General features: G+C 65.6%; 24 protein-coding genes and 1 tRNA gene. 12 read left to right on the plus strand and 13 right to left on the minus strand.

Translation table 11 applies throughout. The features are described 5' to 3' along the window. Positions 1 to 34 precede the first annotated feature (34 nt). From LB572_RS21715 to LB572_RS21730, 4 genes are all read left to right on the plus strand, one after another. Entirely contained in the window at positions 35 to 1,000 is a 966-nt protein-coding gene (locus tag LB572_RS21715) for a sugar ABC transporter substrate-binding protein (protein ID WP_140804739.1), read from the plus strand. Between the two features lie 134 nt (positions 1,001 to 1,134). After that, entirely contained in the window at positions 1,135 to 2,634 is a 1,500-nt protein-coding gene (locus tag LB572_RS21720; protein WP_224669154.1) for a sugar ABC transporter ATP-binding protein, read from the plus strand. Beyond that, positions 2,631 to 3,638, plus strand: coding sequence for an ABC transporter permease (locus tag LB572_RS21725; RefSeq protein ID WP_224669155.1), 1,008 nt, complete (start codon positions 2,631 to 2,633; stop codon positions 3,636 to 3,638). The genes LB572_RS21720 and LB572_RS21725 overlap by 4 nt, the downstream gene beginning before the upstream one ends. Positions 3,639 to 3,763: 125 nt before the next feature. After that, entirely contained in the window at positions 3,764 to 4,762 is a 999-nt protein-coding gene (locus tag LB572_RS21730) for a LacI family DNA-binding transcriptional regulator (RefSeq protein WP_140808522.1), read from the plus strand. Positions 4,763 to 4,807: 45 nt separating this feature from the next. Here the strand turns inward: LB572_RS21730 and LB572_RS21735 are convergent, their stop codons facing one another. Next, positions 4,808 to 5,866 (minus strand): ornithine cyclodeaminase, encoded by a 1,059-nt coding sequence (locus LB572_RS21735; RefSeq protein ID WP_224669156.1) that lies wholly within the window; start codon positions 5,864 to 5,866, stop codon positions 4,808 to 4,810. Between the two features lie 2 nt (positions 5,867 to 5,868). After that, complete coding sequence (gene rocF / locus LB572_RS21740; RefSeq protein ID WP_140808526.1) at positions 5,869 to 6,801, minus strand: arginase; 933 nt, start codon at positions 6,799 to 6,801, stop codon at positions 5,869 to 5,871. Between the two features lie 131 nt (positions 6,802 to 6,932). On the opposite strand from rocF, the gene LB572_RS21745 reads away from it, so the two are divergent. Next, positions 6,933 to 7,373: an Lrp/AsnC family transcriptional regulator gene (locus LB572_RS21745; protein ID WP_224669157.1), complete on the plus strand. Its 441-nt coding sequence runs from the start codon at positions 6,933 to 6,935 to the stop codon at positions 7,371 to 7,373. A gap of 167 nt (positions 7,374 to 7,540) precedes the next feature. Beyond that, positions 7,541 to 7,837 (plus strand): adenylate cyclase, encoded by a 297-nt coding sequence (locus LB572_RS21750; protein WP_224669158.1) that lies wholly within the window; start codon positions 7,541 to 7,543, stop codon positions 7,835 to 7,837. Between the two features lie 152 nt (positions 7,838 to 7,989). Here the strand turns inward: LB572_RS21750 and LB572_RS21755 are convergent, their stop codons facing one another. The 3 genes from LB572_RS21755 to LB572_RS21765 form a co-directional block, all read right to left on the minus strand. Then, positions 7,990 to 8,367 carry a hypothetical protein gene (locus LB572_RS21755; RefSeq protein WP_224669159.1) on the minus strand — a complete coding sequence of 126 codons (378 nt, stop codon included), beginning with the start codon at positions 8,365 to 8,367 and terminating at the stop codon, positions 7,990 to 7,992. Positions 8,368 to 8,569: 202 nt separating this feature from the next. After that, complete coding sequence (locus LB572_RS21760; protein ID WP_140808533.1) at positions 8,570 to 8,767, minus strand: hypothetical protein; 198 nt, start codon at positions 8,765 to 8,767, stop codon at positions 8,570 to 8,572. A gap of 853 nt (positions 8,768 to 9,620) precedes the next feature. Next, a tRNA-Gly gene (locus tag LB572_RS21765) sits at positions 9,621 to 9,695 on the minus strand. 261 nt (positions 9,696 to 9,956) lie between these two features. On the opposite strand from LB572_RS21765, the gene LB572_RS21770 reads away from it, so the two are divergent. The 4 genes from LB572_RS21770 to LB572_RS21785 all read left to right on the plus strand — a co-directional run bounded on the left by LB572_RS21770 (position 9,957) and on the right by LB572_RS21785 (position 12,959). Next, on the plus strand, positions 9,957 to 10,451 hold the full coding sequence (locus LB572_RS21770; protein WP_140808535.1) for a prolyl-tRNA synthetase associated domain-containing protein: 495 nt from the start codon (positions 9,957 to 9,959) through the stop codon (positions 10,449 to 10,451). Positions 10,452 to 10,574: 123 nt separating this feature from the next. After that, positions 10,575 to 11,567: a thioredoxin gene (gene trxA / locus LB572_RS21775; RefSeq protein ID WP_140808539.1), complete on the plus strand. Its 993-nt coding sequence runs from the start codon at positions 10,575 to 10,577 to the stop codon at positions 11,565 to 11,567. Between the two features lie 298 nt (positions 11,568 to 11,865). After that, on the plus strand, positions 11,866 to 12,537 hold the full coding sequence (locus LB572_RS21780) for an LON peptidase substrate-binding domain-containing protein (protein WP_140808541.1): 672 nt from the start codon (positions 11,866 to 11,868) through the stop codon (positions 12,535 to 12,537). 173 nt (positions 12,538 to 12,710) lie between these two features. Beyond that, the gene (locus LB572_RS21785; protein WP_140808543.1) at positions 12,711 to 12,959 is read left to right on the plus strand and encodes a Trm112 family protein; all 249 of its coding nucleotides are present in this window, start codon (positions 12,711 to 12,713) and stop codon (positions 12,957 to 12,959) included. Positions 12,960 to 13,117: 158 nt separating this feature from the next. Here LB572_RS21785 and LB572_RS21790 read toward each other — a convergent pair whose 3' ends face one another. From LB572_RS21790 to LB572_RS21800, 3 genes are read right to left on the minus strand one after another with little or no spacing between them, the layout of a single operon-like run. Continuing rightward, a complete protein-coding gene (locus LB572_RS21790) occupies positions 13,118 to 16,456 on the minus strand; it encodes an error-prone DNA polymerase (protein ID WP_224669160.1) in 3,339 nt (1,112 codons plus the stop codon). Next, positions 16,453 to 17,943 (minus strand): DUF6504 family protein, encoded by a 1,491-nt coding sequence (locus LB572_RS21795; RefSeq protein WP_224669161.1) that lies wholly within the window; start codon positions 17,941 to 17,943, stop codon positions 16,453 to 16,455. The genes LB572_RS21790 and LB572_RS21795 overlap by 4 nt, the downstream gene beginning before the upstream one ends. Further along, positions 17,885 to 18,877: an ImuA family protein gene (locus LB572_RS21800; protein ID WP_224669166.1), complete on the minus strand. Its 993-nt coding sequence runs from the start codon at positions 18,875 to 18,877 to the stop codon at positions 17,885 to 17,887. The genes LB572_RS21795 and LB572_RS21800 overlap by 59 nt, the downstream gene beginning before the upstream one ends. A gap of 183 nt (positions 18,878 to 19,060) precedes the next feature. Between LB572_RS21800 and LB572_RS21805 the strand changes: the two genes are divergently transcribed. Continuing rightward, positions 19,061 to 19,498: a metallopeptidase family protein gene (locus tag LB572_RS21805; protein WP_140808549.1), complete on the plus strand. Its 438-nt coding sequence runs from the start codon at positions 19,061 to 19,063 to the stop codon at positions 19,496 to 19,498. A 36-nt stretch (positions 19,499 to 19,534) separates the two neighbouring features. Here LB572_RS21805 and LB572_RS21810 read toward each other — a convergent pair whose 3' ends face one another. Both LB572_RS21810 and LB572_RS21815 read right to left on the minus strand, forming a co-directional pair. Then, the gene (locus LB572_RS21810; protein ID WP_128259601.1) at positions 19,535 to 19,741 is read right to left on the minus strand and encodes a tautomerase family protein; all 207 of its coding nucleotides are present in this window, start codon (positions 19,739 to 19,741) and stop codon (positions 19,535 to 19,537) included. Positions 19,742 to 19,919: 178 nt separating this feature from the next. Then, the gene (locus LB572_RS21815; RefSeq protein ID WP_224669162.1) at positions 19,920 to 20,840 is read right to left on the minus strand and encodes an SMP-30/gluconolactonase/LRE family protein; all 921 of its coding nucleotides are present in this window, start codon (positions 20,838 to 20,840) and stop codon (positions 19,920 to 19,922) included. Between the two features lie 295 nt (positions 20,841 to 21,135). Here LB572_RS21815 and LB572_RS21820 point away from each other — a divergent pair, with 295 nt between their 5' ends. Continuing rightward, positions 21,136 to 21,300: a hypothetical protein gene (locus tag LB572_RS21820; protein ID WP_181177681.1), complete on the plus strand. Its 165-nt coding sequence runs from the start codon at positions 21,136 to 21,138 to the stop codon at positions 21,298 to 21,300. A 175-nt stretch (positions 21,301 to 21,475) separates the two neighbouring features. Here the strand turns inward: LB572_RS21820 and LB572_RS21825 are convergent, their stop codons facing one another. The 3 genes from LB572_RS21825 to ccmB form a co-directional block, all read right to left on the minus strand. Next, entirely contained in the window at positions 21,476 to 22,054 is a 579-nt protein-coding gene (locus LB572_RS21825) for a DsbE family thiol:disulfide interchange protein (RefSeq protein WP_140808553.1), read from the minus strand. A gap of 13 nt (positions 22,055 to 22,067) precedes the next feature. Then, positions 22,068 to 22,235 (minus strand): heme exporter protein CcmD, encoded by a 168-nt coding sequence (gene ccmD / locus LB572_RS21830; RefSeq protein WP_224669163.1) that lies wholly within the window; start codon positions 22,233 to 22,235, stop codon positions 22,068 to 22,070. Positions 22,236 to 22,353: 118 nt separating this feature from the next. After that, a complete protein-coding gene (gene ccmB / locus LB572_RS21835; protein ID WP_140808556.1) occupies positions 22,354 to 23,019 on the minus strand; it encodes a heme exporter protein CcmB in 666 nt (221 codons plus the stop codon). Between the last annotated feature and the right edge of the window lie 318 nt (positions 23,020 to 23,337).

Consider the following 23,337-nt stretch of genomic DNA (forward strand, 5'->3'; position numbering starts at 1 on the left):
AACCGATTACGGCTCAATCAAGTGGAGGAGACTAATGAGCAAGATTTCGAACACGCACGGGTTTGGTCCGTTCTCGCGCCGCCAGTTCCTGAAGACCAGCGCCTTGGCCGCCGGCGCGCTCGCTTTGCCGCTCGGCCCGGTTCTCGCCGCCGACAAGCCGAAGGTCGGCCTGGTCATGAAATCGCTGGCCAACGAGTTCTTCAAGCAGATGCAGGCCGGCGCGGAGGACTATGCGGCCAAGAACAAGGACAAGTTCGACTTCGCCGCCGTCGGCATGAAGGACGAGCGCGACTTCGCCGCCCAGGTCGACGCGATCGAGAACTTCATCACCCAGAACTACAACATCATCGTCGTGGCGCCGGCCGATTCGAAGGCCATGGTGACGCCGATCGCCAAGGCGCTGAAGGCCGGCATCAAGGTCATCAACATCGACGTCTCGCTCGACGAGGAGGCCAAGAAGAAGGCCGGCATCGACCTCGCCTTCTTCGGCCCGGACAACCGCGCTGGCGCCAAGCTCGCCGGCGACGCGCTCGGCAAGGCGCTGGGCAAGGGCGGCAAGGTCGTCATCCTCGAAGGCAATCCGGAGGCCGACAACGCCAAGGAGCGCAAGCTCGGCTTCGACGACGCGGTGAAGGAAAACGGCCTCGATTTGCTCGATTCCAAGACGGCGCATTGGGAGACCGAGGAAGCCAACACGCTGATGACCAACTTCCTCACCCAGCATCCCGACATCCAGGGCGTGATGGCGGCCAACGATTCCATGGCGCTCGGCGTCGTCAAGGCGATCGACGCGGCCGGCAAGTCGGGCCAGATCAAGGTCGTCGGCTTCGACAACATCCCGGCCGTCGGTCCGCTGCTGAAGGCCGGCAAGATGCTCGCAACCGTCGAGCAGTATGGCGCGCAGATGGCGGCCATGGGCATCGACTACGGCCTGCGCGAGATGGCCGGCGAGAAATTCTCCGGCTGGGTCAAGACCGACATCAAGCTGATCACCGCCTGAGGCGAGCCGGGGCGCCGGGACTCCCTCCGGCATCCTGCTTGTCTCACCATCGCCGTCGGCACAGTGCCGGCGGCGGTGACGATGCGCCGCGCCGCTATCGCGGTGGACGAGCGCGGTTTAGGATTCTATCGCCCATGGACGCGATTCTCTCCCTTGAAGGGGTCGGAAAGATCTTTCCCGGCGCCGTCGCGCTGAGCGACGTGTCGCTGTCGATCGCGCGTGGCGAGACCCACATCATCCTGGGCGAGAACGGCGCCGGCAAGTCGACGCTGATCAAGCTGCTCGCCGGCATCTACCAGCCGGACTCGGGCGCGATCGCCTTCAACGGCCAGCCCTACCAGCCGAAGACGCCGCATGACGCGCAGCAGAGCGGCATCCGCATCGTGCATCAGGAACTCAACCTGCTGCCCTATCTCAGCATCGCCGAGAACCTGATGCTGGAAAGCCTGCCGCGGCGCGCCTTCGGCGTCGTCGACCGCAAGGCGCTCAACAGCCGCGCCGTGGCGCTGCTGGAGGAAGTCGGCCTCGACATCGATCCGCGCACCCGCGTCGAGGCGCTGGGCGTGGCGCAGATGCAGCTGGTCGAGATCGCCAAGGCGCTGAGCTACGACTCGAAGCTTCTGGTGCTGGACGAGCCGACGGCGACGCTGACGCCGCCCGAGATCGAGCGGCTGTTTTCCATTATCAAGCGGCTCAAGGCCCGGGGCGTCACCATCATCTACATCTCGCACCGGCTGCACGAGGTGTTCGAGATCGGCAACCGGGTGACGGTGCTGCGCAACGGCAGGCTGGTCGCGACACGTGACCTCGAAGGCCTCGCCGTGCCCGACCTCGTGCGCATGATGATCGGCCGCGACATCGCCGACGAATATGGCTTCGATGCGAGGGTCGTGCCGGGCAAGGTCGCGCTCAGTGTCGCCAATCTGAAGCGCGACGCTTCCACCCCGGACATCTCCTTTGCCGTGCGCCATGGCGAGATCCTCGGCGTCGCCGGCCTGGTCGGCAGCGGCCGCACCGAGGCCATGCGCGCTTTGTTCGGCGCCGATCCGAAGCTCGACGGCGTCGTCGAGATCGACGGCAAGCCGGTGGCGATCGCCGCGCCCAAGGACGCGGTGCGACACGGCTTGAGCCTGCTCACCGAGGACCGCAAGGGCCAGGGCCTGCTGCTCGACATGGCCGTCGACAAGAACATCACCATCACCGATCTGAGCAAGGTCTCGCGCAACGGGCTGCTCAACCGCCGCGCCGAGGCCGCGGCCGCCAACGATCTCGTCGGCCAGCTGCGCGTCAAGGCGAGCTCGATCGAGCAGGCGGTGCGCAATCTCTCCGGCGGCAACCAGCAGAAGGTGGTGCTGGCCAAGTGGCTGTTCCGCGGCACCTCGACGCTGATCCTCGACGAGCCGACGCGCGGCGTCGACATCGGCGCGCGGCGCGAGATCTACCAGCTCTTGTGGATGCTGGCGGCGCAGCAGAAAGGCATCATCATGGTGTCGTCGGACCTGCCCGAGCTGATGGGCATGTGCCACCGCATCATCGTCTTTTCCAAGAACCGGATCGTCGGCGAGGTGCCGCGCGCCGAATTCGACCAGGAGCGCATCCTGTCGCTCGCCTATCAGGAGTATGTGCGACCATGAGCGAGACGACCGTTTCCGCGCCTGTGTCCCCCGGCAGGGCAAAATTCCTGCGCTTCCTGGTGCGCGATGCCGGCGTGCTGCTCGCGCTGGTGCTGATCACCCTGTTCTTCTCGGCCACCGCGCCTTACTTCGCTACGTCGGGCAACGCGCTGAAGATCTTCGTGCAGATCGCCATCAACACGGTGCTGGCGGCCGGCATGACCTTCGTCATCCTCACCGGCGGCATCGATCTTTCGGTCGGCTCGGTGCTGGCGCTCTGCACCGTCGTCGGCGCCACCGTGATGATCGACGAGAACCTGTCGCCGGCCGTCGCGATCACGCTGGCGCTTCTGGCCTGCATGGCGACGGGCGCCGTCTGCGGCTTCCTCAATGGCTGGATCTCGACGCGCTGGAAGATCCCGTCCTTCATCGTCACGCTCGGCATGCTCAACATGGCGGCGGGCGCGGCGCGCGTCGTCAGCGACAATTCGACCATCACCGGCCTGCCGCAGAGTTTCGTCGATTTCGGCAATTTGATCATCGGCGGCTTCCTGCCGTCGATCTTCCTGGTGGCGGTGCTGGTGATCGCGGCCGGCTGGTTCGTGCTGCGCTTTACCGTCTTCGGCCGCATGATCTTCGCCGTCGGCACCAATGACGAGGCGGTGCGGCTGTCAGGCCACAATCCGGACTTCTACAAGGTCGCCGCCTTCACCATCAGCGGGCTCACCGCCGGCATCGCGGCCATGGTCTATCTGTTGCGCCTCAACATCGGCAGTCCGATCGCCGGCGTCGGCTACGAGCTCAACGCGATCGCCGCCGTCATCATCGGCGGCACCAGCCTCATCGGCGGCAAGGGCTCGATCATCGGCACGCTGGTCGGCGCCTGCATCCTGCAGGTGCTTTCCACCGGATTGCAGCTGCTCGGCGTCGGCGACAATTTCAAACCCATCGTAATCGGCCTTGTCATCGTGCTCGCGGTCATCCTAGACGCGTACCGGGAGAGGCTGTTGCGGAAGATTCGCTAGAGCAATTCCAGGAAAAGTGTCACACGGTTTTCCGTCCGGAATTGCGTAAAAACAAAGAGATAGAGCGGTTCGCCGTTTGCGTGAAACGGTGAACCGCTCTAGGGATTGCTTCGGGAAACGGGTCCATGACGACGATTGCCGATGTTGCGCGTCACGCGGGGGTGTCCGTCGCAACGGTCTCGCATGTGATGAACCATACGCGCCATGTCGAGCCGGAGACGGCCGAGCGCGTGCGTGCCGCGATCACCGCGCTGCGCTACAGCCCGAACTCAGTGGCGCGGAGCCTGCGGCGCGGCGAGACCAAGACCATCGGGCTCCTGCTTCCTGACAATTCCAACCCGTTCTTCGCCAGCGTGGCGCGGCAGATCGAGGATGCCGGCTTCGTTTCCGGCTACACGGTGATCCTGTGCAATTCCGACGGCAATGCCGAGAAGGAGGAGCGCTATCTCTCGGTGCTGATGGCCAAGCAGATCGACGGGCTGATCTTCGCCGGCTCATCCGACCATGCGCGGGTGTTCGCCCGGCTCCTGCCCAGCGTGCCGGCGGTGCTGCTCGACCGCGAGATCCAGTCGGTCAATGTCGATTCGGTGCTGGTCGACCATGACCATGGCGGCTATCTGGCCGGCAGATACCTGGCCGGGCTCGGCCACCGGAAGATCGGCGTCATCGGCGGCCCGCGCGATTCGAGCTCCAGTCCCGCCCGCCTGCGCGGCTTCGTGCGCGCGCTCGAAGAGGCAGGCCTCGCGCTGCCGGCCTCGTCGATCGTCGATTCCGACTATCATTTCGCCGGCGGGCGCCTGGCGATGGAGCAGCTCATGGCCCGGGCGCCGGACATCACGGCGCTGTTTGCCTGCAACGACCTGATGGCGATGGGCGCGCTGACGGTGCTGCGCTCGCGCGGATTGCGGGTTCCCGACGACATCTCGATGGTCGGCTTCGACGACATCCCCTATGCCGTCACCACCTGGCCGCCGCTGACGACGATCGCGCAGCCGGTGGAAAAGATCGGCACGCGCGCGGTGAGCCTGCTGCTCGAGCGGCTGGGCGAGCCGGAAGCGCCCTCGCGCCGCGAGGTGCTGGCCCCGGTGCTGGTGGAGCGGGAAAGCTGCGCGGCGCGGCGGTAGCTCGTAATCTCCCCCCTCGAGGGGGGAGATTACCCACTCATTCCCTCAAGCCGCCGGCTCCAAGGCCGCCCTCTCCAGCATGCCGAACAGGTCGCGCGGCTCGTCGGGGTCGGCGAGCAGGTCGAGCTCCTCATAGAGGCCGGTGGCCTGGAGCTGGTCGCGGACATAGCGCAGCGCGGAAAAATCCTCCGTGGCGAAGCCGACGGAATCGAACAGCGTGATCTGCTTGGCCGTCTTGCGTCCCTCGGCCTTCCCGGTCATCACCTGCCACAGCTCGGTCACCGGATGGTCGGCGTCGAGCTGTTGGATCTCGCCCTCGATGCGCGTCTGCGGCGGGAACTCGACGAAGATGTCGGAGCGCAGCAGGATGTCGCGGTGCAGCTCGGTCTTGCCTGGGCAGTCGCCGCCGACGGCGTTGATGTGGACGCCGGAACCGACCATGTTGTCGGTGAGGATCGTGGCGTACTGCTTGTCGGCGGTCACCGTGGTGATGATGTCGACGCCTTCCACGGCATCCTGGCCGGTCGAACAGATGGCGATGTCGAAACCCTTGCCGGCGAGGTTGCGCGCGCATTTTTCGGAGGCCGAGCGGTCGATGTCGTAGAGCCGCAGCCGGTCGATGCCGAGCAGCGCCTTGAAGGCGATGGCCTGGAACTCGGACTGGGCGCCGTTGCCGATGATGGCCATGGCTTGGCTGCCCTTGGGCGCCAGGTATTTTGCCGCTACCGCCGAGGTGGCCGCCGTGCGCAGCGCCGTCAGGATGGTCATTTCGGTCAAAAGCATCGGATAGCCGGAGCCGACATCGGCGAGCACGCCGAAGGCGGTGACGGTCTGGCGGCCCTCGCGCATGTTCTTCGGGTGGCCGTTGACATATTTGAAGCCGTACATCTTGCCGTCGCTGGTCGGCATCAGCTCGATGACGCCGTCATGGCTGTGCGAGGCGATGCGCGGCGTCTTGTCGAACAATTCCCAGCGGCGGAAATCCTCCTCGACATAGGCGGCGAGCTCGGTGAGGAAACGCTCGACGCCGATGGCGAGCACGAGCTTCATCATGCGGTCGACGCTGACGAAGGGAACGATGGCGAGGCGCGAAGGCTGGGTCATGATCAGAGGCTTCCGGAGTGGCTGCGGGTCGGGCGGTCCATGATGCGGCGGCCCATCAGGCTGGCGGTCAGGTCGACCATCAAGGTCGCGGTGCGGCCGCGTTCGTCGAGGAACGGGTTCAGCTCGACCAGGTCGAGGCTGGAGACGAGGCCCGAGTCCGACAGCATCTCCATCACCAGATGCGCCTCGCGAAAAGTGGCGCCGCCGGGCACGGTGGTGCCGACGGCCGGCGCGATCGATGGGTCGAGGAAATCGACGTCGAGGCTGACATGCAAGAGCCCGTTCTCCTTCTCGACGCGGGCCAGGAACGCGCGCAGCAAGGGCGCGATGCCGTGTTCGTCAATGGCGCGCATGTCGTGCACGGTGACGCCCGCTTCAGTCAGCGCGCGGCGCTCGGCCGGGTCGACGCTGCGCAGGCCGATGGCGCAGATGCGGGCCGGATCGACGGCTTGCGGCAGGTCGGGGAAATAGCCCTGAAAACCGGCCTGCCCGCTGGCATAGGCGAGCGGCACGCCGTGCAGATTGCCGCTGGTGGTGGTGTCGAGCGTGTGGAAATCCGGATGCGCGTCGAGCCACAGCACGAAGAGCGGCCGGCCGCGTTCGGCGGCGCGGCGCGCCACGCCCGACACCGTGCCGGCGGAGATCGAATGGTCGCCGCCGAGGAAGATCGGCATGGCGTCCCTGGACGCGGCATAGGCGGTCTCGGCGATCGCCGCCGTCCAGGCGGAAATCTCCGGCAGCGCCTTCAGCGCGAGATTGCCATGAACGACGGCACGGGCCTGGGCCTTCTCGACCGCGCCCCAGTCCTCGACCTCATGGCCGAGCTCGGCCAGCACCGAGACCAGCCCTGCCGTGCGCAGCGCGCTCGGCCCCATTTCGCATCCCATCCTGCCTGCGCCGTCCTGCACCGGCGCGCCGACGATCCTGCAGCGCATGATTTTTTCGCCCTCGCGATTGACTGGTTGGAGTGGATCATCAGCCGCTGGCGGTTTGAACAGGCGAAATTGGCATTTCGAGAAGAATGATTTATCATTTTGTACAGCCAACTTGATCAAGATGAGCAATCATGGATGCGCTCGACGAAAGACTGGTCACGCTTCTGCGGCACGATGCGCGGCGCAGCGTCTCCGACCTCGCCGTCGATCTCGGCGTCTCACGCGCCACGGTCAGGTCGCGCATGGAGCGGCTGGAAAAATCCGGCGAGATCATCGGCTACACGGTGGTGCTGCGCGCCGACGCGGTCGACCAGAGGATCCGCGGCGTGATGATGATCGAGATCGAGGGCCATGCCGCCGACCGCGTCGTCAAGGCGCTCGGCGGCCTCGCCGAGGTCTCGACCATCCACACGACGAACGGCCGCTGGGACCTTGTGGTCGAGCTCGGCACCGCCACGCTGACGGATTTCGACGCGGTGTTGCGGCGTATCCGGCTGATCCCCGGCATAACGGGAAGCGAGACCAGCCTCTTGCTGGCGACGCCGAGGACGACGAGGGCGCGGCTGGCGTAGTCACGGGTCGGTCGAGGCTTGCTTGCCGGACCGCTCGCCCGTCACGGTTTCGTGAGGCTCGGGACGATCGACGGTCCGAAAGCGTTAGCGGTGCATAATATACGACTCGCCGGGTGCTCCAGAGACCCGAGCGCCCTCCTGAAATCCAATGCTTTTGGGAGAACACGATGAAACATCTCCTCACGCCAATAGCAGCCGGCCTGTTCATGGCCTCCACCGGCGTGGCCTTGGCCGCAAACGTCCACACCGTAACGGGCACGACAGGTCAGCCGAGCCAAACCATCGGCACGCCTCAGACAGGGGATGCCACACCGGGCCACGCCGCCTCCGCTCCGGGTTCGGCCTTCAACCCGGACGGCAATGCGGGAACGCATTACGCAGGCACCCAGCCGCAGAACTCGAAGAATCCGAAGAGCGTATCGCAATATGACGTGGCCGGGTTCCAGCAGTCCCACAACCATTAGGCGGCGGGCATTCGAGCGGTTCACCGACGTTGGGGCGGCTTCAACCAATCCCCAGCGTTTGCGCTGATTTCACGCAAATGAGCGGCAGCACCGGTGTGAGGCGAAGGAAGGGCTGATCACACCGGCAGCCGCTTTACCAGGACGTATGTTGGTCAGCCGTTCGGATAGTAGCCGCCGTCCGAGCCGTCGCCCATATAGGTTCCCTGGCCGGTGGCATTCTGCAGGCGCTGGTCCAGCTCGTTGATCTGCCCGATCGCCGATCCGCCGCGCTGGATGCTGTCGGCCTGCTGCATGAGTTCGCGGGCCTTGCCTTCGGAGATCTTGCCGAGCTCCCTGGCGTCGCGGATACCCTGTTTCACGCCAAGCAGCTGCTCCGTCGCGGCTCTCGCCTCCGGATCCATCGGCACCGATGCCGTGGTTGTCGTGTCGACCGCGGCTCTATGGTGGCGGTGCACGGCATAGGCGCTGGAAAGCGGGATGGCCGCGAAGATCGAGGCGGCCACGATGATTTTGGGAGTGAAAGAACGCATGATGACATCTCCTCGTGCTGGAGGAAGCGGTAAAACCGCTTTTTCCGAAACGGGCCGTCCGGTCGCGTCGTGTCGCGGTCTGGCCATTCACCGCCGGCGTTTCTCGGCCCAAGAGGGGATATAGAAGCCGGCGCAGCGTTGAAATGGAGTGGAACGCAAACGTTATCCGATGTGAACTTGCGTTGAGATCGCGCAAGCGCGGTCAGGCGACGCTGGCGAAGCGGACCGGCGAGTTGTCGCCCTGCCCGCCAATTCCGGCATTGGCCCGGTCGGCAAGCTGCTCGGCTTCGGCGCGCGTCAGCCCGATAAGCGGCCGTCCATCCATCTCCGCCGGGAGATCACAAACCAAATCGCAGACAAGCCAGTCGTCGCACGGATCCTGCATCACTGCGAACCTCATCGGCGCTCCTTGTTTTGGCGCGGCGGGAGCGGTCCAGTGCTCACGGAATCGCTGAACCGCCCTAAGTCCTTGTTCTGACACATGCGTCCGACCCGGAACCGCAGCGCGATTCCACGACACGCAGAGAAGTCCGAATAGAGTCCGATTGTTCCGGCTCAGGCCAGTAAAATATCGATAAAAGGCCGAAATATCGAGAAAGCACCGCCGGCCGCGGAGTCGAGACGAGTTCATTCGCCTGGCTGGCCAGCTCTTCCGCTTGCGCGCGCGTGAAGCCAAGCAGAACCATGTCCGGTATCTGCGCCGGGCAACCGGACCGCAGGTCGTACACCATCCATTGGCCGCACGGATCCTGTAAGGCTGTGAACCTCATGGCCGTTTGTTCCAGCTCTTTGTTCTGACGCAATTCCGAACGGAAGATCGCGGCGAAGGCGCCGGACTCGGTTACGGCGAAGGCGCCGAACCTAACCGCTCACACTTTTCCGAATTGCACCAGCTATGCCCCAACGTAACGACTTGCGGGAATGCTCCCCGCGAGACTGCCCGGCCGGATTAGTTCCAGCACTTCCACTCAACATATAGTTGTCGGGCGTCCGGCAAAAGAGGCTCTACAGTCCCTTCGGCATGCGACCCAAGTCTGATGGGCGGTTGATATTTTCCAGACGGTGGACGCTACATGCCGGGGGAAGGATCGCCTGATCCGTGTGCTTGATCCCTTCGCGGGAGATCCGTGGCGGGAAGCGTTGGCGGCTTTTCGCCAACGGTCCGGGCGCTGCGGGCCCCGCTTGCAAGCCTCAAACGCGAAAAAGCCGCGGAGGTCCGCGGCTTTTCGTTTGCTTGCTTTCCTTGAGGAAACTGGAGCGGGTGAAGCGATTCGAACGCTCGACCCCAACCTTGGCAAGGTTGTGCTCTACCCCTGAGCTACACCCGCTCGCGCGGCCTAGGGCCGCAAGCCGCGCCTATATGGCCGAAGAGCGCGGCGATTGCAACAGGGAAATGACGGTCTTTTTGGCGCGAATTCCTGCCGCGGCGACGTTCGCTTCGAAAGCATCGAAGCGGCGCGAAACCGGACCGGTCACGAATCCGCATGCGAAGCCGCCGCCCGCCTTTCCCGGAATCGCAGCGGCGGCCTTGCCCCGATGGCACCGTTGGCCGTAAACGGCATGAGCCCTGTTCGACCGCGCGAGGACCGATGCCGAAGACCGAAGCCGAGCTCAACGAATTTCTTGCCGACCTCGGCATTTCCGTCTCGACGGTGCGGCACCCGCCGCTGTTCACAGTCGCCGATTCGCAAGGCCTGCGCGGCGAGATTCCCGGCGGCCACACCAAGAACCTGTTCCTCAAGGACAAGAAGGACAATTATTTCCTCGTCACCGTCGGCGAGGACGCCGTGGTCGACCTGAAGCAGATCCACCACCTGATCGGCGCCACCAGCAGGGTGTCGTTCGGCAAGCCGGAGATGCTGATGGAACTGCTCGGCGTCATCCCCGGCGCGGTCACCGTTTTCGGCCTGATCAACGACACGGAAGGGAAGGTCAAGATCGTGCTCGACCAGGCTTTGATGAGCCATGACGTCATCAACGGCCATCCGCTGACCAATGAGGCGACGACCTCGATCGCGGCCGCCGACCTGATCAGATTCGTCGAGGCAACCGGCCACGATCCTGTTATCCTGAAAGTCTCATGACCTTGAAGCTCCCCTTAACCTTGAAAGTCAGGGGCTGATCGCCACATGCAAGGCGGTTTTCGAAATCCGACAATGACGCGCCGGGCGCCGACGCCTCAAGAGCGCGACCGAAAGGGCGACAAGATGAGTGACAACAATCCGTATAGCGGCGCGTTCGGCGGCAATGGTGGCCAATACGCCCAGACGGTGCAGTATGGCGGCGGCGACCGCGCCAAGGTTTCGCTCGGCGACGCGCCGGCGGTGGCCGACCTGATCAAGGACACGACAACCGCAGCCTTCGCCGCCGACGTCATCCAGGAATCGCGCCGCCAGCCGGTGCTGGTCGATTTCTGGGCGCCATGGTGCGGGCCCTGCAAGCAGTTGACGCCGCAGCTCGAAAAGGCGGTCCAGGCCGCCGGCGGCAAGGTCAAGCTGGTCAAGATGAACATCGACGACCATCCCTCGATCGCCGGCCAGCTCGGCATCCAGTCGATACCCGCGGTCATCGCCTTCAAGGACGGCCAGCCGGTCGACGGCTTCATGGGCGCTGTTCCCGAAAGCCAGATCGCCCAGTTCATCCAGAAGGTCGGCGGCAAGGGCGGCGGCGCGCCGCAGATCGCGGACGCGCTTGCCGCAGCCGCCGAGGCGCGGACAGCCGGCGACCTCCAGACCGCGGCCGACATCTACGATGCGATCCTCGAGCAGGCGCCGGAGACGATCGAGGCGGTCGCCGGCCTGGGCGAGATCCTGTTCGACGCCGGCGACGCGGAAGGCGCCGAAGCCGTGCTCGCCCGGGCGCCCGAGGACAAGAAGGACGCGCCGGCGCTGGCCGCGCTGCGCACCAAGATGACCCTGGCGGCGGAAGCGGCCGCGCTCGGCAATCCAGCCGAGTTCGAGCGCCGGCTGGCCGCCAACCCGGCCGACCATCAGGCGCGCTTCGACCTGGCGATGATCCAGAACGCGCGCGGCGAACGCAATGCGGCCGCCGACAATCTGCTGGCGATCGTCAAGGCCGACCGGACGTGGAACGAGGACGGCGCCAGGGCGCAGCTTCTGAAGCTGTTCGAGGCCTGGGGGATGACCGACGAGGCGACGCTTGGCGCACGCCGCAAGCTCTCGTCGCTGCTGTTCTCGTAGGGCGGCTTCGGCGTTTCACGGAATCGCCGAACCGATCTTGTTCCGACGCAATTCCAGACGGAAAACCGTTTCACACTTTTCCTGGAATTGCTCTAGGCTTTTTTTTGCGCAATTCCGGACGGGCACCGTACTTGTTCCGGGATTGCGCTCAAAGTTTTTTGCCAGCTGTCGCGGCCGGCGGGGTTGAGCGGCGGAGCGCCAGCGCCAGATAAGGGCTGTGCCGATCAAGAAGGGTTTGCCGGTGCGAGAGGAGATTGCAGGGTGATGCGCTTGCCGGCGTTGCTTTGGGAGGGTTGCGGTGCGCGTCGGTAACGCCCTCTACCGGCTCGCCAAGGATCTGCCGTCGGCAATCCCGGTGTTCCCGCTCGCCGGAGCGCTGCTTCTGCCCGGCGGCCGCATGCCGCTCAACATCTTCGAGCCGCGCTATCTGCAGATGATCGACCAGGCGATGGCCGGCCCGCGGCTGATCGGCATGATCCAGCCTAGCCTCGACGGCGCCTTGCGCGACGACGGGGAGCCGGAGCTGTGCAGCGTCGGTTGCGCCGGGCGCATCATATCGCTCGCCGAGACCGGGGACGGCCGCTACCTGATCTCGCTGCAGGGCGTGTGCCGGTTCCGCATCGTGCAGGAACTCGCGGCAAAGGCGCCGTTCCGGCAGTCCAAGATCACGCCGTTTTTGGCCGATCTCGAGGAAGACCCGGCCGCCGCCGAGGTCGACCGGCCAGCGCTGCTCAAGGCGTTTCGCGCCTATCTGCAGGCCAACGACCTCGAGGCCGACTGGGAAAGCGTCAGCCGCGCCGAAAACGGCATGCTGGTCAACGCGCTGTCGATGATGGCGCCCTATGGACCGGCCGAGAAACAGGCGTTGCTGGAAGCGCCGGACCTGAAGACGCGCGCCGAAACGCTGATCGCCATCACCGAAATGACGCTGGCACGCGAGGATGACGAGTTTGGGTCAAGCCTGCAATAAGTGCATCGATATTCAGGTGAGGCCGGCCTGCAAATGGCGGCTTCCTGCGCTTCCGGTGCTCACGTACTTCAAGTACGCTCCGCTCCGGTTCTCGGAAACCACCGTTTTCGGCTCGGCCTGACCTGAATCTCAACACACTTAGCGCCGGGGGAATTGGACAATGGAAAAGTGCGATGCCGGCGGACGGACGTGACGCTCGAAAAGCCGAGGTCGACCCGAAGCTGCTGGAGCTGCTGGCCTGCCCGCTGACCAAGGGGCCGCTGACCTGGGACCCAGAGCGCAGCGAGCTGGTCTCGCGCGTGGCGAAGCTCGCCTATCCGGTGCGCGACGGCATCCCGGTCATGCTGCCATCGGAGGCGCGCACGATCTCGGCCGAGGACATGCTGGCGCCACCGACGCCGCGGTTGAGCGGGCCGTCTTAGGGCGGGACGTCGCAAGCCTTCGAGGTTGGCGGAGGCGCTCGTGACTACCTAACGCTGCTGCTGCACGAAAATCCAAAATGCCGGCGGGACAGCACCCCTCTCTGTCCTGCCGGACGTCTCCCCCGCAAGGGGGAGATTGGCAGCTTCGGCGCTGCGCCTTACTGAAAATTCCGTCCCTTGGGCATGACTTGCCGCGCGGTGCTCGACAGCGCCGCGATGTCCTGGCGGACCGGCAGGCCACGGTTTGCGGCGGACGCCGGTCCAACCGGCCGTTCGGCGGGATCATGCTCGATGACCGGGCGATTGGCGGACTCCAGCAGCACGCTCAGCCAGGAGGTCAGATCCTCGATCCGGTCGGCGACGATGTGGATGACGTCCGATTCATGCTGCAGCTTGCCGGTGACGCGGATGAAGCGGGCGCCCATGACGATGGAGCGGAAGCGGTCGAAGACGCGTGGCCAGATGATGACGTTGGCGATCGACTTTTCGTCCTCCAGCGTGAGGAAGATGGCATTGCCCTTGCCCGGGCGCTGGCGCACCAGCACGAGGCCGGCGACGGAGACGCGGCGGCCGTCGCGCACCGATGGCAGGCGGGCATTTGGGGTGATGCCGGCGCGATCCAGCCTTTCGCGCAGGAAGGCGACGGGATGTTCCTTCAGCGACAGGCCGAGCGAGCGGTAGTCGTGCACGACATGCTCGCCGAGCGGCATTTTCGGCAGTTTCGTTTCCGGCTCCAGCTCGCGCAGGCTGAGCGACGGCTGGTCGAACAACGGCAGCTTCTCGGCGGCGCTCTTGCCGTCGAGCGCCCGCACCTCCCAGAGCGCGGCACGGCGGTCGAGGCCGATCGAGCGGAACGCGTCGGCCTGCGCCAGCTTCTCGATCTCGCCGACATCGAGGCCCGACCGCAGCCAGACATCCCTGACCGAGCGATAGCCGTCGCTGCGTTGCGCGACGACTATATCCATGCGTTCCTCGGACAGGCCCTTGATCTGGCGGAAGCCGAGCCTGACGGCATGCGCCGTTTCGATGACGCCGCGCATCGAGGCGTGGCGTTCGAGGATGCGCGACGGATCGAAGGCGGTTGCTTCCAGCGTGCAGTCCCAGACGGAATGGTTGATGTCGACCTCGCGTATCTCGACGCCATGGTCGCGCGCGTCACGAACGAGCTGGGCCGGCTGGTAGAAACCCATCGGCTGAGCGTTCAGGATCGCGGCGCAGAACACGTCGGGATAAAAGGTCTTGAACCAGCAGGAGGCGTAGACCAGCAGCGCGAAGGACGCGGCATGGCTTTCGGGAAAGCCATATTCGCCGAAACCCTCGATCTGCTTGAAGCAGCGTTCGGCGAACTCCTTGTCGTAGCCATTGCCGACCATGCCGTCGACCATGCGCTGGCGGTAATTGCCGATCGTGCCGGTGCGCTTGAAGGTCGCCATGGCGCGGCGCAGCTCGTCGGCCTCGCCCGGACGGAAGCCGCCGGCGACGATGGCGATCTTCATCGCTTGTTCCTGGAACAGCGGCACGCCCAGCGTCTTGCCGAGGATCTTCTTGAGCTCAAGGCTGGGATAATTGACCGCCTCCTTGCCCTGCCGGCGGCGTAGATAGGGATGCACCATGTCGCCCTGGATCGGGCCGGGACGCACGATCGCCACCTCGATGACGAGGTCGTAGAAATTCTCCGGCCTGAGGCGCGGCAGCATCGACATCTGCGCGCGCGACTCGATCTGGAAAACGCCGAGCGTGTCGGCCCTTTGGATCATGGCGTAAACGTCCTCGTGCTCTTCGGGGAGGGTGGCGAGCACGTAAGGTCGTCCAAAGGGATCCCGCGCCCGCGGATAATGGTCGGTGAGCAAGGTGAAGGCGCGCTTCAGGCAGGTCAGCATGCCGAGCGCCAGCACGTCCACCTTGAGGATCTTCACCGCGTCGAGGTCGTCCTTGTCCCATTCGACCATCTTGCGTTCCTCCATCGCCGTCTTGACGATGGGCACGACCTCGTCGAGCCGGTCGCGGGTGATGACGAAGCCGCCGACATGCTGGGAAAGGTGGCGGGGAAAGCCCATGATCTCGTTGGCGCGTTCCAGCACCTGCCTGGACAGCGGGTCGGTGCGGTCGAGGCCGCCGGCATTGGCCTCCCTTTCGCCGAGCTCGGAGGTCGACCAGCCCCAGATGGTGCTGGACAGCGCGCTGCGCACGTCCTCCGACAGGCCCATGGCCTTGGCCACCTCGCGTAGGGCAGAGCGGCCGCGATAGCTGATGACGGCGGCGGCCAAGGCGGTACGCTTGGCGCTGTATTTCTCGTAGATATAGGCGATGACCTCGTCGCGCCGTTCATGCTCGAAATCGACGTCGATATCGGGCGGCTCGTTGCGCTCCTCGGAGATGAAGCGCTCGAACAAGGTGTCGATGCGCTCGGGGCCGACCTCGGTGATGCCGATGCAGAAGCAGATGATCGAATTGGCGGCCGAACCGCGGCCCTGGCAGAGGATGTCCTGACTGCGGGCGAATTTGACGATGTCGTGGACGGTCAGGAAATAACGGGCATAGTTCAGGCGCTCGATCAAGGCGAGCTCGCTGTCGATGCGTTTCAGCACATAATCGGGAATGCCGGCCGGATAGCGTCTTGCCGCGCCTTCGCGGGCAAGGCGTTCGAGCTCGGCCTGCGGCCCCAGCCCGGATTCGGTCAGCTCGTCCGGATAGTTGTATTCGAGATCGCTGAGCGAAAAACTTAGCTCGTCGGCGAGGCGCAGCGTCTCGGCCAGCGCTTGCGGGTGGCGGCGGAAAAGCCGCGCCATCTCCAACGGCGGCTTCAGATGGCGCTCGGCATTGGCGGTCAGCTCCAGCCCGACGTCGGAAACCGGGGTGTTGAGGCGGATCGCGGTGAGCACATCCTGCAGCGGGCGACGCTCGGCGGCGTGATAAAGCACGTCATTGGTCGCCATCAGCGGAACGCGGGCATGCTCGGCCATCGCCGCCGCCTGCTCGATGCGGAAGCGGTCATTCCCGGCATAATTTGGCGCCACGGCAAGGCGGAGCACCGAGCCGAAGCGATCCTTAAGCCGGCTAATGAATGCCAGATTGCCATCCGCGTCTGTCGACAGATCTGGCAGGATCGCCAGCGACATCCGATCGCCCCATTCGAGCAGGTCGTCGAGCTCGAGCAATGTCGCGCCCTTCTCGGTTTCGTCGCGCAGATTGGCCTGGGTCAGCATGCGGCAGAGATGGCCCCACCCCTGGCGGTCGCGGGGATAGGCCAGAATGTCCGGCGTGCCGTCGCCGAACACCAGCCGGCAGCCCGGGTGATAGGCCATCTTCTCCACCTTGGCCTGCTGCCAGGCGCGCACGACGCCGGCCACGGTGTTCCTGTCGGCAAGGCCGATCGAGGCAAAACCATGGAATTTCGCCGTGACCACCAGCTCCTCCGGCTTGGAGGCGCCGCGCAGGAAAGAGAAATTCGAGCTGATGCCGAACTCGGCATAGGGGATGACGGTCAGCGCATTCATGCGAACACCCCATGCATGAACCAGCGCGGCGGCGCGGCCTGCGGCGCGCTGCTGTAGAGACCCTGGCGGTAGAGCCAGTAGCGGCGTCCCTCGCTGTCCTCGATGCGGTAATAGTCGCGGGTCGGCGCCTCTTCCTCGCCGGGCAGCTGCCGCCACCATTCGGCGGCGATGCGTTCCGGCCCCTCGGCGCGGGCGACGCGGTAGAGCGCGCGCCGCCAGCGGAAATTCATCGGCGGGCCTTCCGGGATCTCGGTCGCCGGCACCTCGATCGGTTCGGGCGAGCGGAACAGGCGCACCGGCCGCTCCGGCGGATAGATGGTCATCGGCGGCGCTGTTCGGGGCAGCGCCGCCCGGCCGGCCGCCGGCGCGCGCCTTTGCGGCGCCTCGGCGAAAGGCACGGTCTTGACGGCGCGTTCGGGCAGATGGCTTTCGACGACCACCGGCTTCAGCACGGCGGCCTCGCCGAGGCGGGCGCGGACGCGGTCGGCGAACAGCGCGATGTCGGCGTCATCGTCGTCCGCCTCGCCGGTGAGGTCGCCTTGCAACATGTCGAAGGCGGCGACCGACAGCACGGACAGCCGCACGAGGTCGAAGCCGAAGCCGGCATCGATGCTCTGCTCCAGCGCGGTCAGCCGTTCGTGGAACAGTCTTTGGATCAGCCGCGGCTCGCGCATCGGGCGCGAGGTGCCGACGGCGATGCGGCTGACGGCGCCGTCGACGCGGAAGAGAAGCAGCGCCAGTGTCCTTGCGCCTTCGCCGCGCCGTTCGAGGTCGCTCTTCAAGGCGACGGCAAGGCGGCTCACCAGCCGCTCGATCTCGTCGGTGAGCACGACCGGCTCGGCAAGGTGGCGCTCGACCGAGAGCGGCGCGACGGGAAGGCGCGGCGACACGGCTTCGTCGAGGCGGCCGAGCGCCTGGTCGAGGCGCAGAAGAAGAGAGGCGCCGAAGCGGCGGGCGAGCGGCGCGCGGGGTGCTGCCATCACCGCGCCGGCGGTGCGCAGGCCGACGCTCTCAAGGCCGGCGCGGGTCTCCGGCGCGATGCGCAGCGCCGACAAGGGCAGCGGCGCCAGCAGCGCCTCCTCCTCACCGCCGGCCACGATACGGTCGCCATGGAAGCGCGCCGCCGCCCAGGCGGCGCCCGGCGTCGAGGCGAGCCCGGCGCGGACATCGAAACCCTGCTGGAAGAAGCGGGTCAGGATCTCGTCCTGCATGGCGCGCTCGCCGCCGAAGAGATGCGTGCAGCCGGTGACGTCGAGGAACAGCCCGTCCTCGGCGTCGATCGCCACCAGGGGCGTGTAGCGGTCGCACCAGTCGGCAAGGCCTTCGAGCAGGCGGCGGTCGGCTTCCGCGTCGGCCTCCACCACATCGATCGAGGGGTGCATGGCGCGCGCATCGGCAATGCCCATGCCGCGCTTCAGCTTCAGCGCCTCAGCCCGCTCGTCGAGGGCTGCGATGCGCTGGGTGTTGTTGTCGCGATGGCTGATCACAAGAGGCAGGTGCTGCGAGGGCCGGGAACGCCAGGACCGCCCCAGACGCTGGCGCAGGATCCGTTCCGCGGCCAGATGCGGGAACCACAGCGACAGAATTCTCTGTTCTTTCTGCAAAAGCGTGCTCATTTGGGTTCCACTCCAGTGTGAATTGTCCGGGCAGGGCCGTGCGGCTCTTGCCGATATCGACTTTGAAGGCGGGGCGGCCGATCGAGCCGGCGAGCGGCCCGGCGACTGTCTCGCGGCTTGCCGCGGGCGCCGCCGAAACAATGAGGCGCACGGGCGCGGCGGTGGGGTCGGCCTCGCCCGCCTGGCGCAGCAAAAGCAGCGGCCGGCTGGCGTTCTGGGCGCGGGCGTGCAGCCGGCGCGTGGCGGTGAGGTCGAGCCGTTGCGGACTGCCGCGGACTTCCAGAATGACCGCGGCGAAGGCGGTCATGCGGGCGGCCTCCTCGGCGATCCATAGCGCATCGAGCAGCTTGGGCGCCTCGGAAAACAGCAATTGCTCCGGCTCGATGCCGAACAGGGCGTGCAGCCCCCTGGCATAGGGAAAGCCCGCCTCATGGAAAATTTCCGCGGTGCCGACCCAGAGGATCGGGAGGCCCTGCTTCTCTTTGAGGATGAGGCTAACGAGCGAGAGCGCGAAGCCGGCGACAGTGCCGGCATCGCGGGTTTCCAGGCCATGGATTTCGCTGAGCGCCGCCCTGGGCAGGCCGCCGCCAAGGGCCGCGTCGAGGCGCTCGATGCCGGTGCGCAGGAAGGCGTCCGCCGCGGCCACGGCAAGGCCGCGCCGGACGATCGTCATGTCCGATCCGGTAACATCAGCAGGCGCGCCAGGCGCCGGCGCTTGCAGGCGCTCGGGCAGCGTTCCTTCGATCTTCGCGATCTGGCGGCGCAGGGCAAAAACAGTGTCCCGCGCCACGGCACTCATCGCCATGACGTTCACTTCCGGCAGCAATTGTTCCTGTTATGTTCCTATAGATTCCAGAGGCGCCCGGAAGAGTCAAGCAGAGTCACAAGGAATTTATTCCTTCACCTTTTACCGTGAAAGCGGACGCCCGGCCGGCTCATTTGCCTCTATCGGCGCGAAAGCCTATATGCCGGGATCAAAGGACATTTCATGGCCCGTATCTATAAGACACGCACCTGGCACGACCAGCTCTCGCCGTCGATCGACGAGATGGAGCTTCTGGCGTTGGAGGCCTATGCCCATCTGCCGGACGAGTTCCGCAAGCTCACCGGCGAGATCATCATCCAGATCGCCGATTTCCCGACCGACGAAATCATGGACGACCTGTCGCTGGAGACGCCCTTCGACCTGCTTGGCCTGTTCGAGGGACGCGGCATCGCCGAACGCTGGAACCCGCAGACCGGCGAGGGGCCGAACCGCATCACGCTCTACCGCCGCGCCATACTCGACTATTGGGCCGAGAACGAGGAGACGATGGGCGACATCGTCACCCATGTGCTGATCCACGAGATCGGCCACCATTTCGGCCTGTCGGACGACGACATGGAGCGCATCGAGGAAGCCGCCGAGCAAGCGGCGGCGAGCTGAGCGAGAAGGGGCGCGCCCGCACCCGAACGTGCGGCCCTACCCCTTCCGCAGCGTCTCGACATCGGTCTTGCCGACATACCAGTCGCGGGCGTTGACCTCCTCGAACACCACCCAGACATCGTTATTGCTAAGCCCGGTGGCCTCCATGATGGCCGACGTCACCTTCTTGGCGATGTCAGCCTTCTTGCCGGCCGGATCGGCGGCGATCACTTCCTTGACGATGCGGATGTTGACGAATGGCATTTTTCTCCCTCCCCTTCAGTGGCTTGCACGGTCGAGACTGTTTCGAAATTCGCTCCGGCGAGTCATATGATGGTGGTTTCGAGAACCGGAGCGGAGCGGACTTGTGGGTCCGTGAGCACCGGAAGCGCAGAAACCGCCGGCAGAGGGCCGCCGGAGTAGAATTTCCAAACAGTCTCGCTCAATAGGTTTTGGCTCCGTTCACCATCAGCCGCACCATGTAGAGCGAGGTGGTGCCGGCGATGTAGAGACAGTTTAGCTTGTTGCCGCCGAACACGCAGTTGGCGGTCACTTCCGGCACCTTGACCTTGCCGATCAGCGTGCCGTCCGGATCGTAGCAATGGATGCCGTCGGCCGCGCTTGTCCAGATGCGTCCGTCGGAATCGAGCCTGAAACCGTCGAACAGGCCGGCGGTGCAGTCGGCGAAGACCTTGCCGCCGGAAACCTTCCTGCCGTGCTTGCCGACGTTGAAGACGCGCATATGCGCCGGGTTCTTCTCGCCATGCGTGCGGCCGGTGTCGACGACATAGAGCAGGCTTTCGTCGAGCGAGAAGGCAAGCCCGTTCGGCCGCACCATGTCGGTGATGACGGCCTCGACATCGCCGGTCTCCGGATCGACGCGATAGACGTTGCAGGCCCCGATCTCGCTCTCGGCCTTGTCGCCCTCATAGTCGGTGTCGATGCCGTAGCTCGGGTCGGTGAACCAGATCGAGCCGTCCGAGCGCACCACCGCGTCGTTGGGCGAGTTCAGCCGCTTGCCCTTCCACTTCTCGGCGATGGTGGTGATCGAGCCGTCGAATTCGGTGCGGCTGACGCGGCGGCCGGAATGCTCGCAGGTCACCAGCCGGCCCTGGCGGTCGACCGTGTTGCCGTTGGAATTGCCGGACGGCTGGCGGAACACGCTGACGCTGCCGTCGGTCTCGTCATAGCGCAGCATGCGGTTGTTGGGGATGTCGGACCAGACGACATAGCGGCCGGCGGCAAACCAGGCCGGCCCTTCCGCCCAGCGGCAGCCGGTGAACAGCTTTTCCACCTGGGCGCTGCCGTTGAACAGGCGCGAGAAGCGCGGATCGAGAACGTCGTAATAGTCTGCGGCCGCCATGCATTTTCCTCCCGGCACTCACGTGACGGGCGGATCAAGCCAGTCCGAAGGCGATCTGGCAAGACGGCAGACCAGGAATTTGTATGACAAAACAGATGAGAACTGCGTGAAGCGGACCGGCCTTGCGGGCCGCGCCCGACGCATGGCCCGTTAGCCCGCGGTTAACCGGCTATGCGCTGGCTGCAATGGTGCATTGCAACATCTTTCTTTTGCAATGCACCATTCCTATGTCATCCTCACAATCGTCAGGGAGGAACAACCGGCCGCGCCAATGCGGCATTAAAGGAACCCTGTCATGTTCGACAATCTTGTCTCCCGCGCCCGCGCCAGCATGGCCAAGCGCCGCCACTACAACCGCCTCGTCGCCGAAATCGAGAACCTGTCCAGCCGCGATCTCGCCGATCTGCGCGCCGACCGTTCCGAGATGCTCTACCAGGTCCACAAGCAGATCTACGGTTAAGTCTTTTCCGGTCGAGGGGAATTCCCCCTCACCCGGATCGCCAACCGAATTGCGAAGGGCAATTCGGGGCAATCCGATCTCTCCCCCAGGGGAGAGGAGCAGGTAATCGCCGGCGCCAAACCCCTTCTCCCCTCGGGGAGAAGGTGGCCGCGTAGCGGCCGGATGAGGGGGACGCCTAACCCGGCGCCGCCAGGGCTTTCTCGATCTGCGGCAACAGCAACGCCCTCACGGAATCGGGCGTCAGCGGCCCGACATGCTTGTAGGCGATCTTGCCGTCCTTGCCGATGACGAAGGTCTCGGGCACGCCATAGACGCCCCAGTCGATCGCCGCGCGCCCGGCCGGGTCGACGCCGATCGCCTGATACGGATTGCCGAGGTCGCCAAGGAAGCGGCGGGCGTTTTCGGGCTGGTCCTTGTAGTTCAGCGCGGCGAGCGTGAAGCGCTTGTCCTGCGACAGGCCGAGCAGCACCGGATGCTCTTCGCGGCACGGCGCGCACCAGGACGCGAACACGTTGACCAGCGTCACCTTTCCGGCAAAATCTTTTGACTCGAGCCCCGGCAGGCTCGTCCCCTCGAGCGGCGGCAGATCGGTCCGCGGCGCCGGAAGGCCGATCAGCGCCGAGGGGATTTCCGAGGCGTCGCGGCCCGAGAGCAGCTGCGACAGGAACAGCCCGGCCAGCCCCAGGAACACCAGCAGCGGCAACAGCACGAACAGGCGGCGGCGCGGCGCCGGGGCTTCGGTTTCGATGCTCATGACGTTTCGATGTTCATGACTTGGCGGCCTTGTCGGAGCGTCGCCGCACGCCGGCCGCTTCCAGCGCCGCCAGCTCGCGCTTGCGCGCCCGCTGGTCGAGCAGGATCCAGCCGACCAGCCCGGCGAGCACGACGGCGGTGATGGCATAGGCGGCGGTGACGAACAGGGCGTGCGCGCTCATATCGGCTGCGCCCCGCTTTCCATCATGCCAATCGTCGCGATCATGTCTTTCCCATAACCTCGCTTGGGCCGGCCCGCAATTTGTCGCGGTGCCGCAGTGGAGGAACGTCTTCCTCGTCTCAATCCGTCCCGTGCCGCAGCGCCAGCGCCGCCGCCAAGGGACCCAGCACCGCAAGAAACAGCGTCAGCGCGGCAAGAATGAGGAAGGGCTGCAGGAACGGCGCCGGATCGGCGACGGCGCCATAGCTTGCCGAAACGCCGAAGATCAGCACCGGGATGGTCAAAGGCAGCACCAGCACGGAGATCAGCAACCCACCGCGCGGCAGCGCCACCGCGACCGCGGCGCCCGCGGCGCCGATGAAGGTGATGGCCGGCGTGCCGATGAGAAGGGTGAGCGCCGTCGCACCGATGCCCAGCGGCTCCATGTTCATGAACAGGCCGAGCAAGGGTGCGGCGACCACCAGCGGCAGCACGCTGCCCGTCCAATGCGCCAGGCATTTCGTCAGCACCGTCAGTGCCAGCATGTGGCGGTCGCCGTTGAGCACCAAAAGGTCGAGCGAGCCGTCCTCGCGGTCGGCCTGAAACAGCCGGTCGAGCCCAAGCAGGCAGGCGAGCAGGGCGGCGATCCACAGGATCGCCGGGCCGATGCGGGACAAGAGGTTGAGGTCCGGCCCGACGCCGAAAGGGATGGTGACGATGACGGCGAGGAAGAAGATGACGCCGGTCAAGGCGCCGCCGCCGGCGCGGATGGAAAGGCGGATGTCGCGGAGGAAGAGAGCTAGCATGATTTGAGACGCCTGCGCCCAGGCCCCCCTCTCTGGCCTGCCGGCGCCGGCCCTTCGCTGTCGCTCCGGGCGTTCGTCGTTCGGAAAGCCAAGCAGTTGGCTTTCCGTCCGCTATGCGGACCACTCCTCACCCCCCTCCAGGGGGGAGATTGGATGTCACCTCGGCCTTCGCCAATTTTCAACGTAAGAAGGTTGGCGGGGCGCCCGAACTGCCGATCTCCCCCCTTGAGGGGGAGATGCCCGGCAGGGCAGAGAAGGGGGTGACGGAGCGCCAACCTCAACCGGCTTCCCCCATCCCCAACTCCTTCGCCCCCGCCA

Origin of the sequence: Mesorhizobium sp. BH1-1-5, from assembly GCF_020165615.1 — a bacterium.
GTDB lineage: Bacteria > Pseudomonadota > Alphaproteobacteria > Rhizobiales > Rhizobiaceae > Mesorhizobium.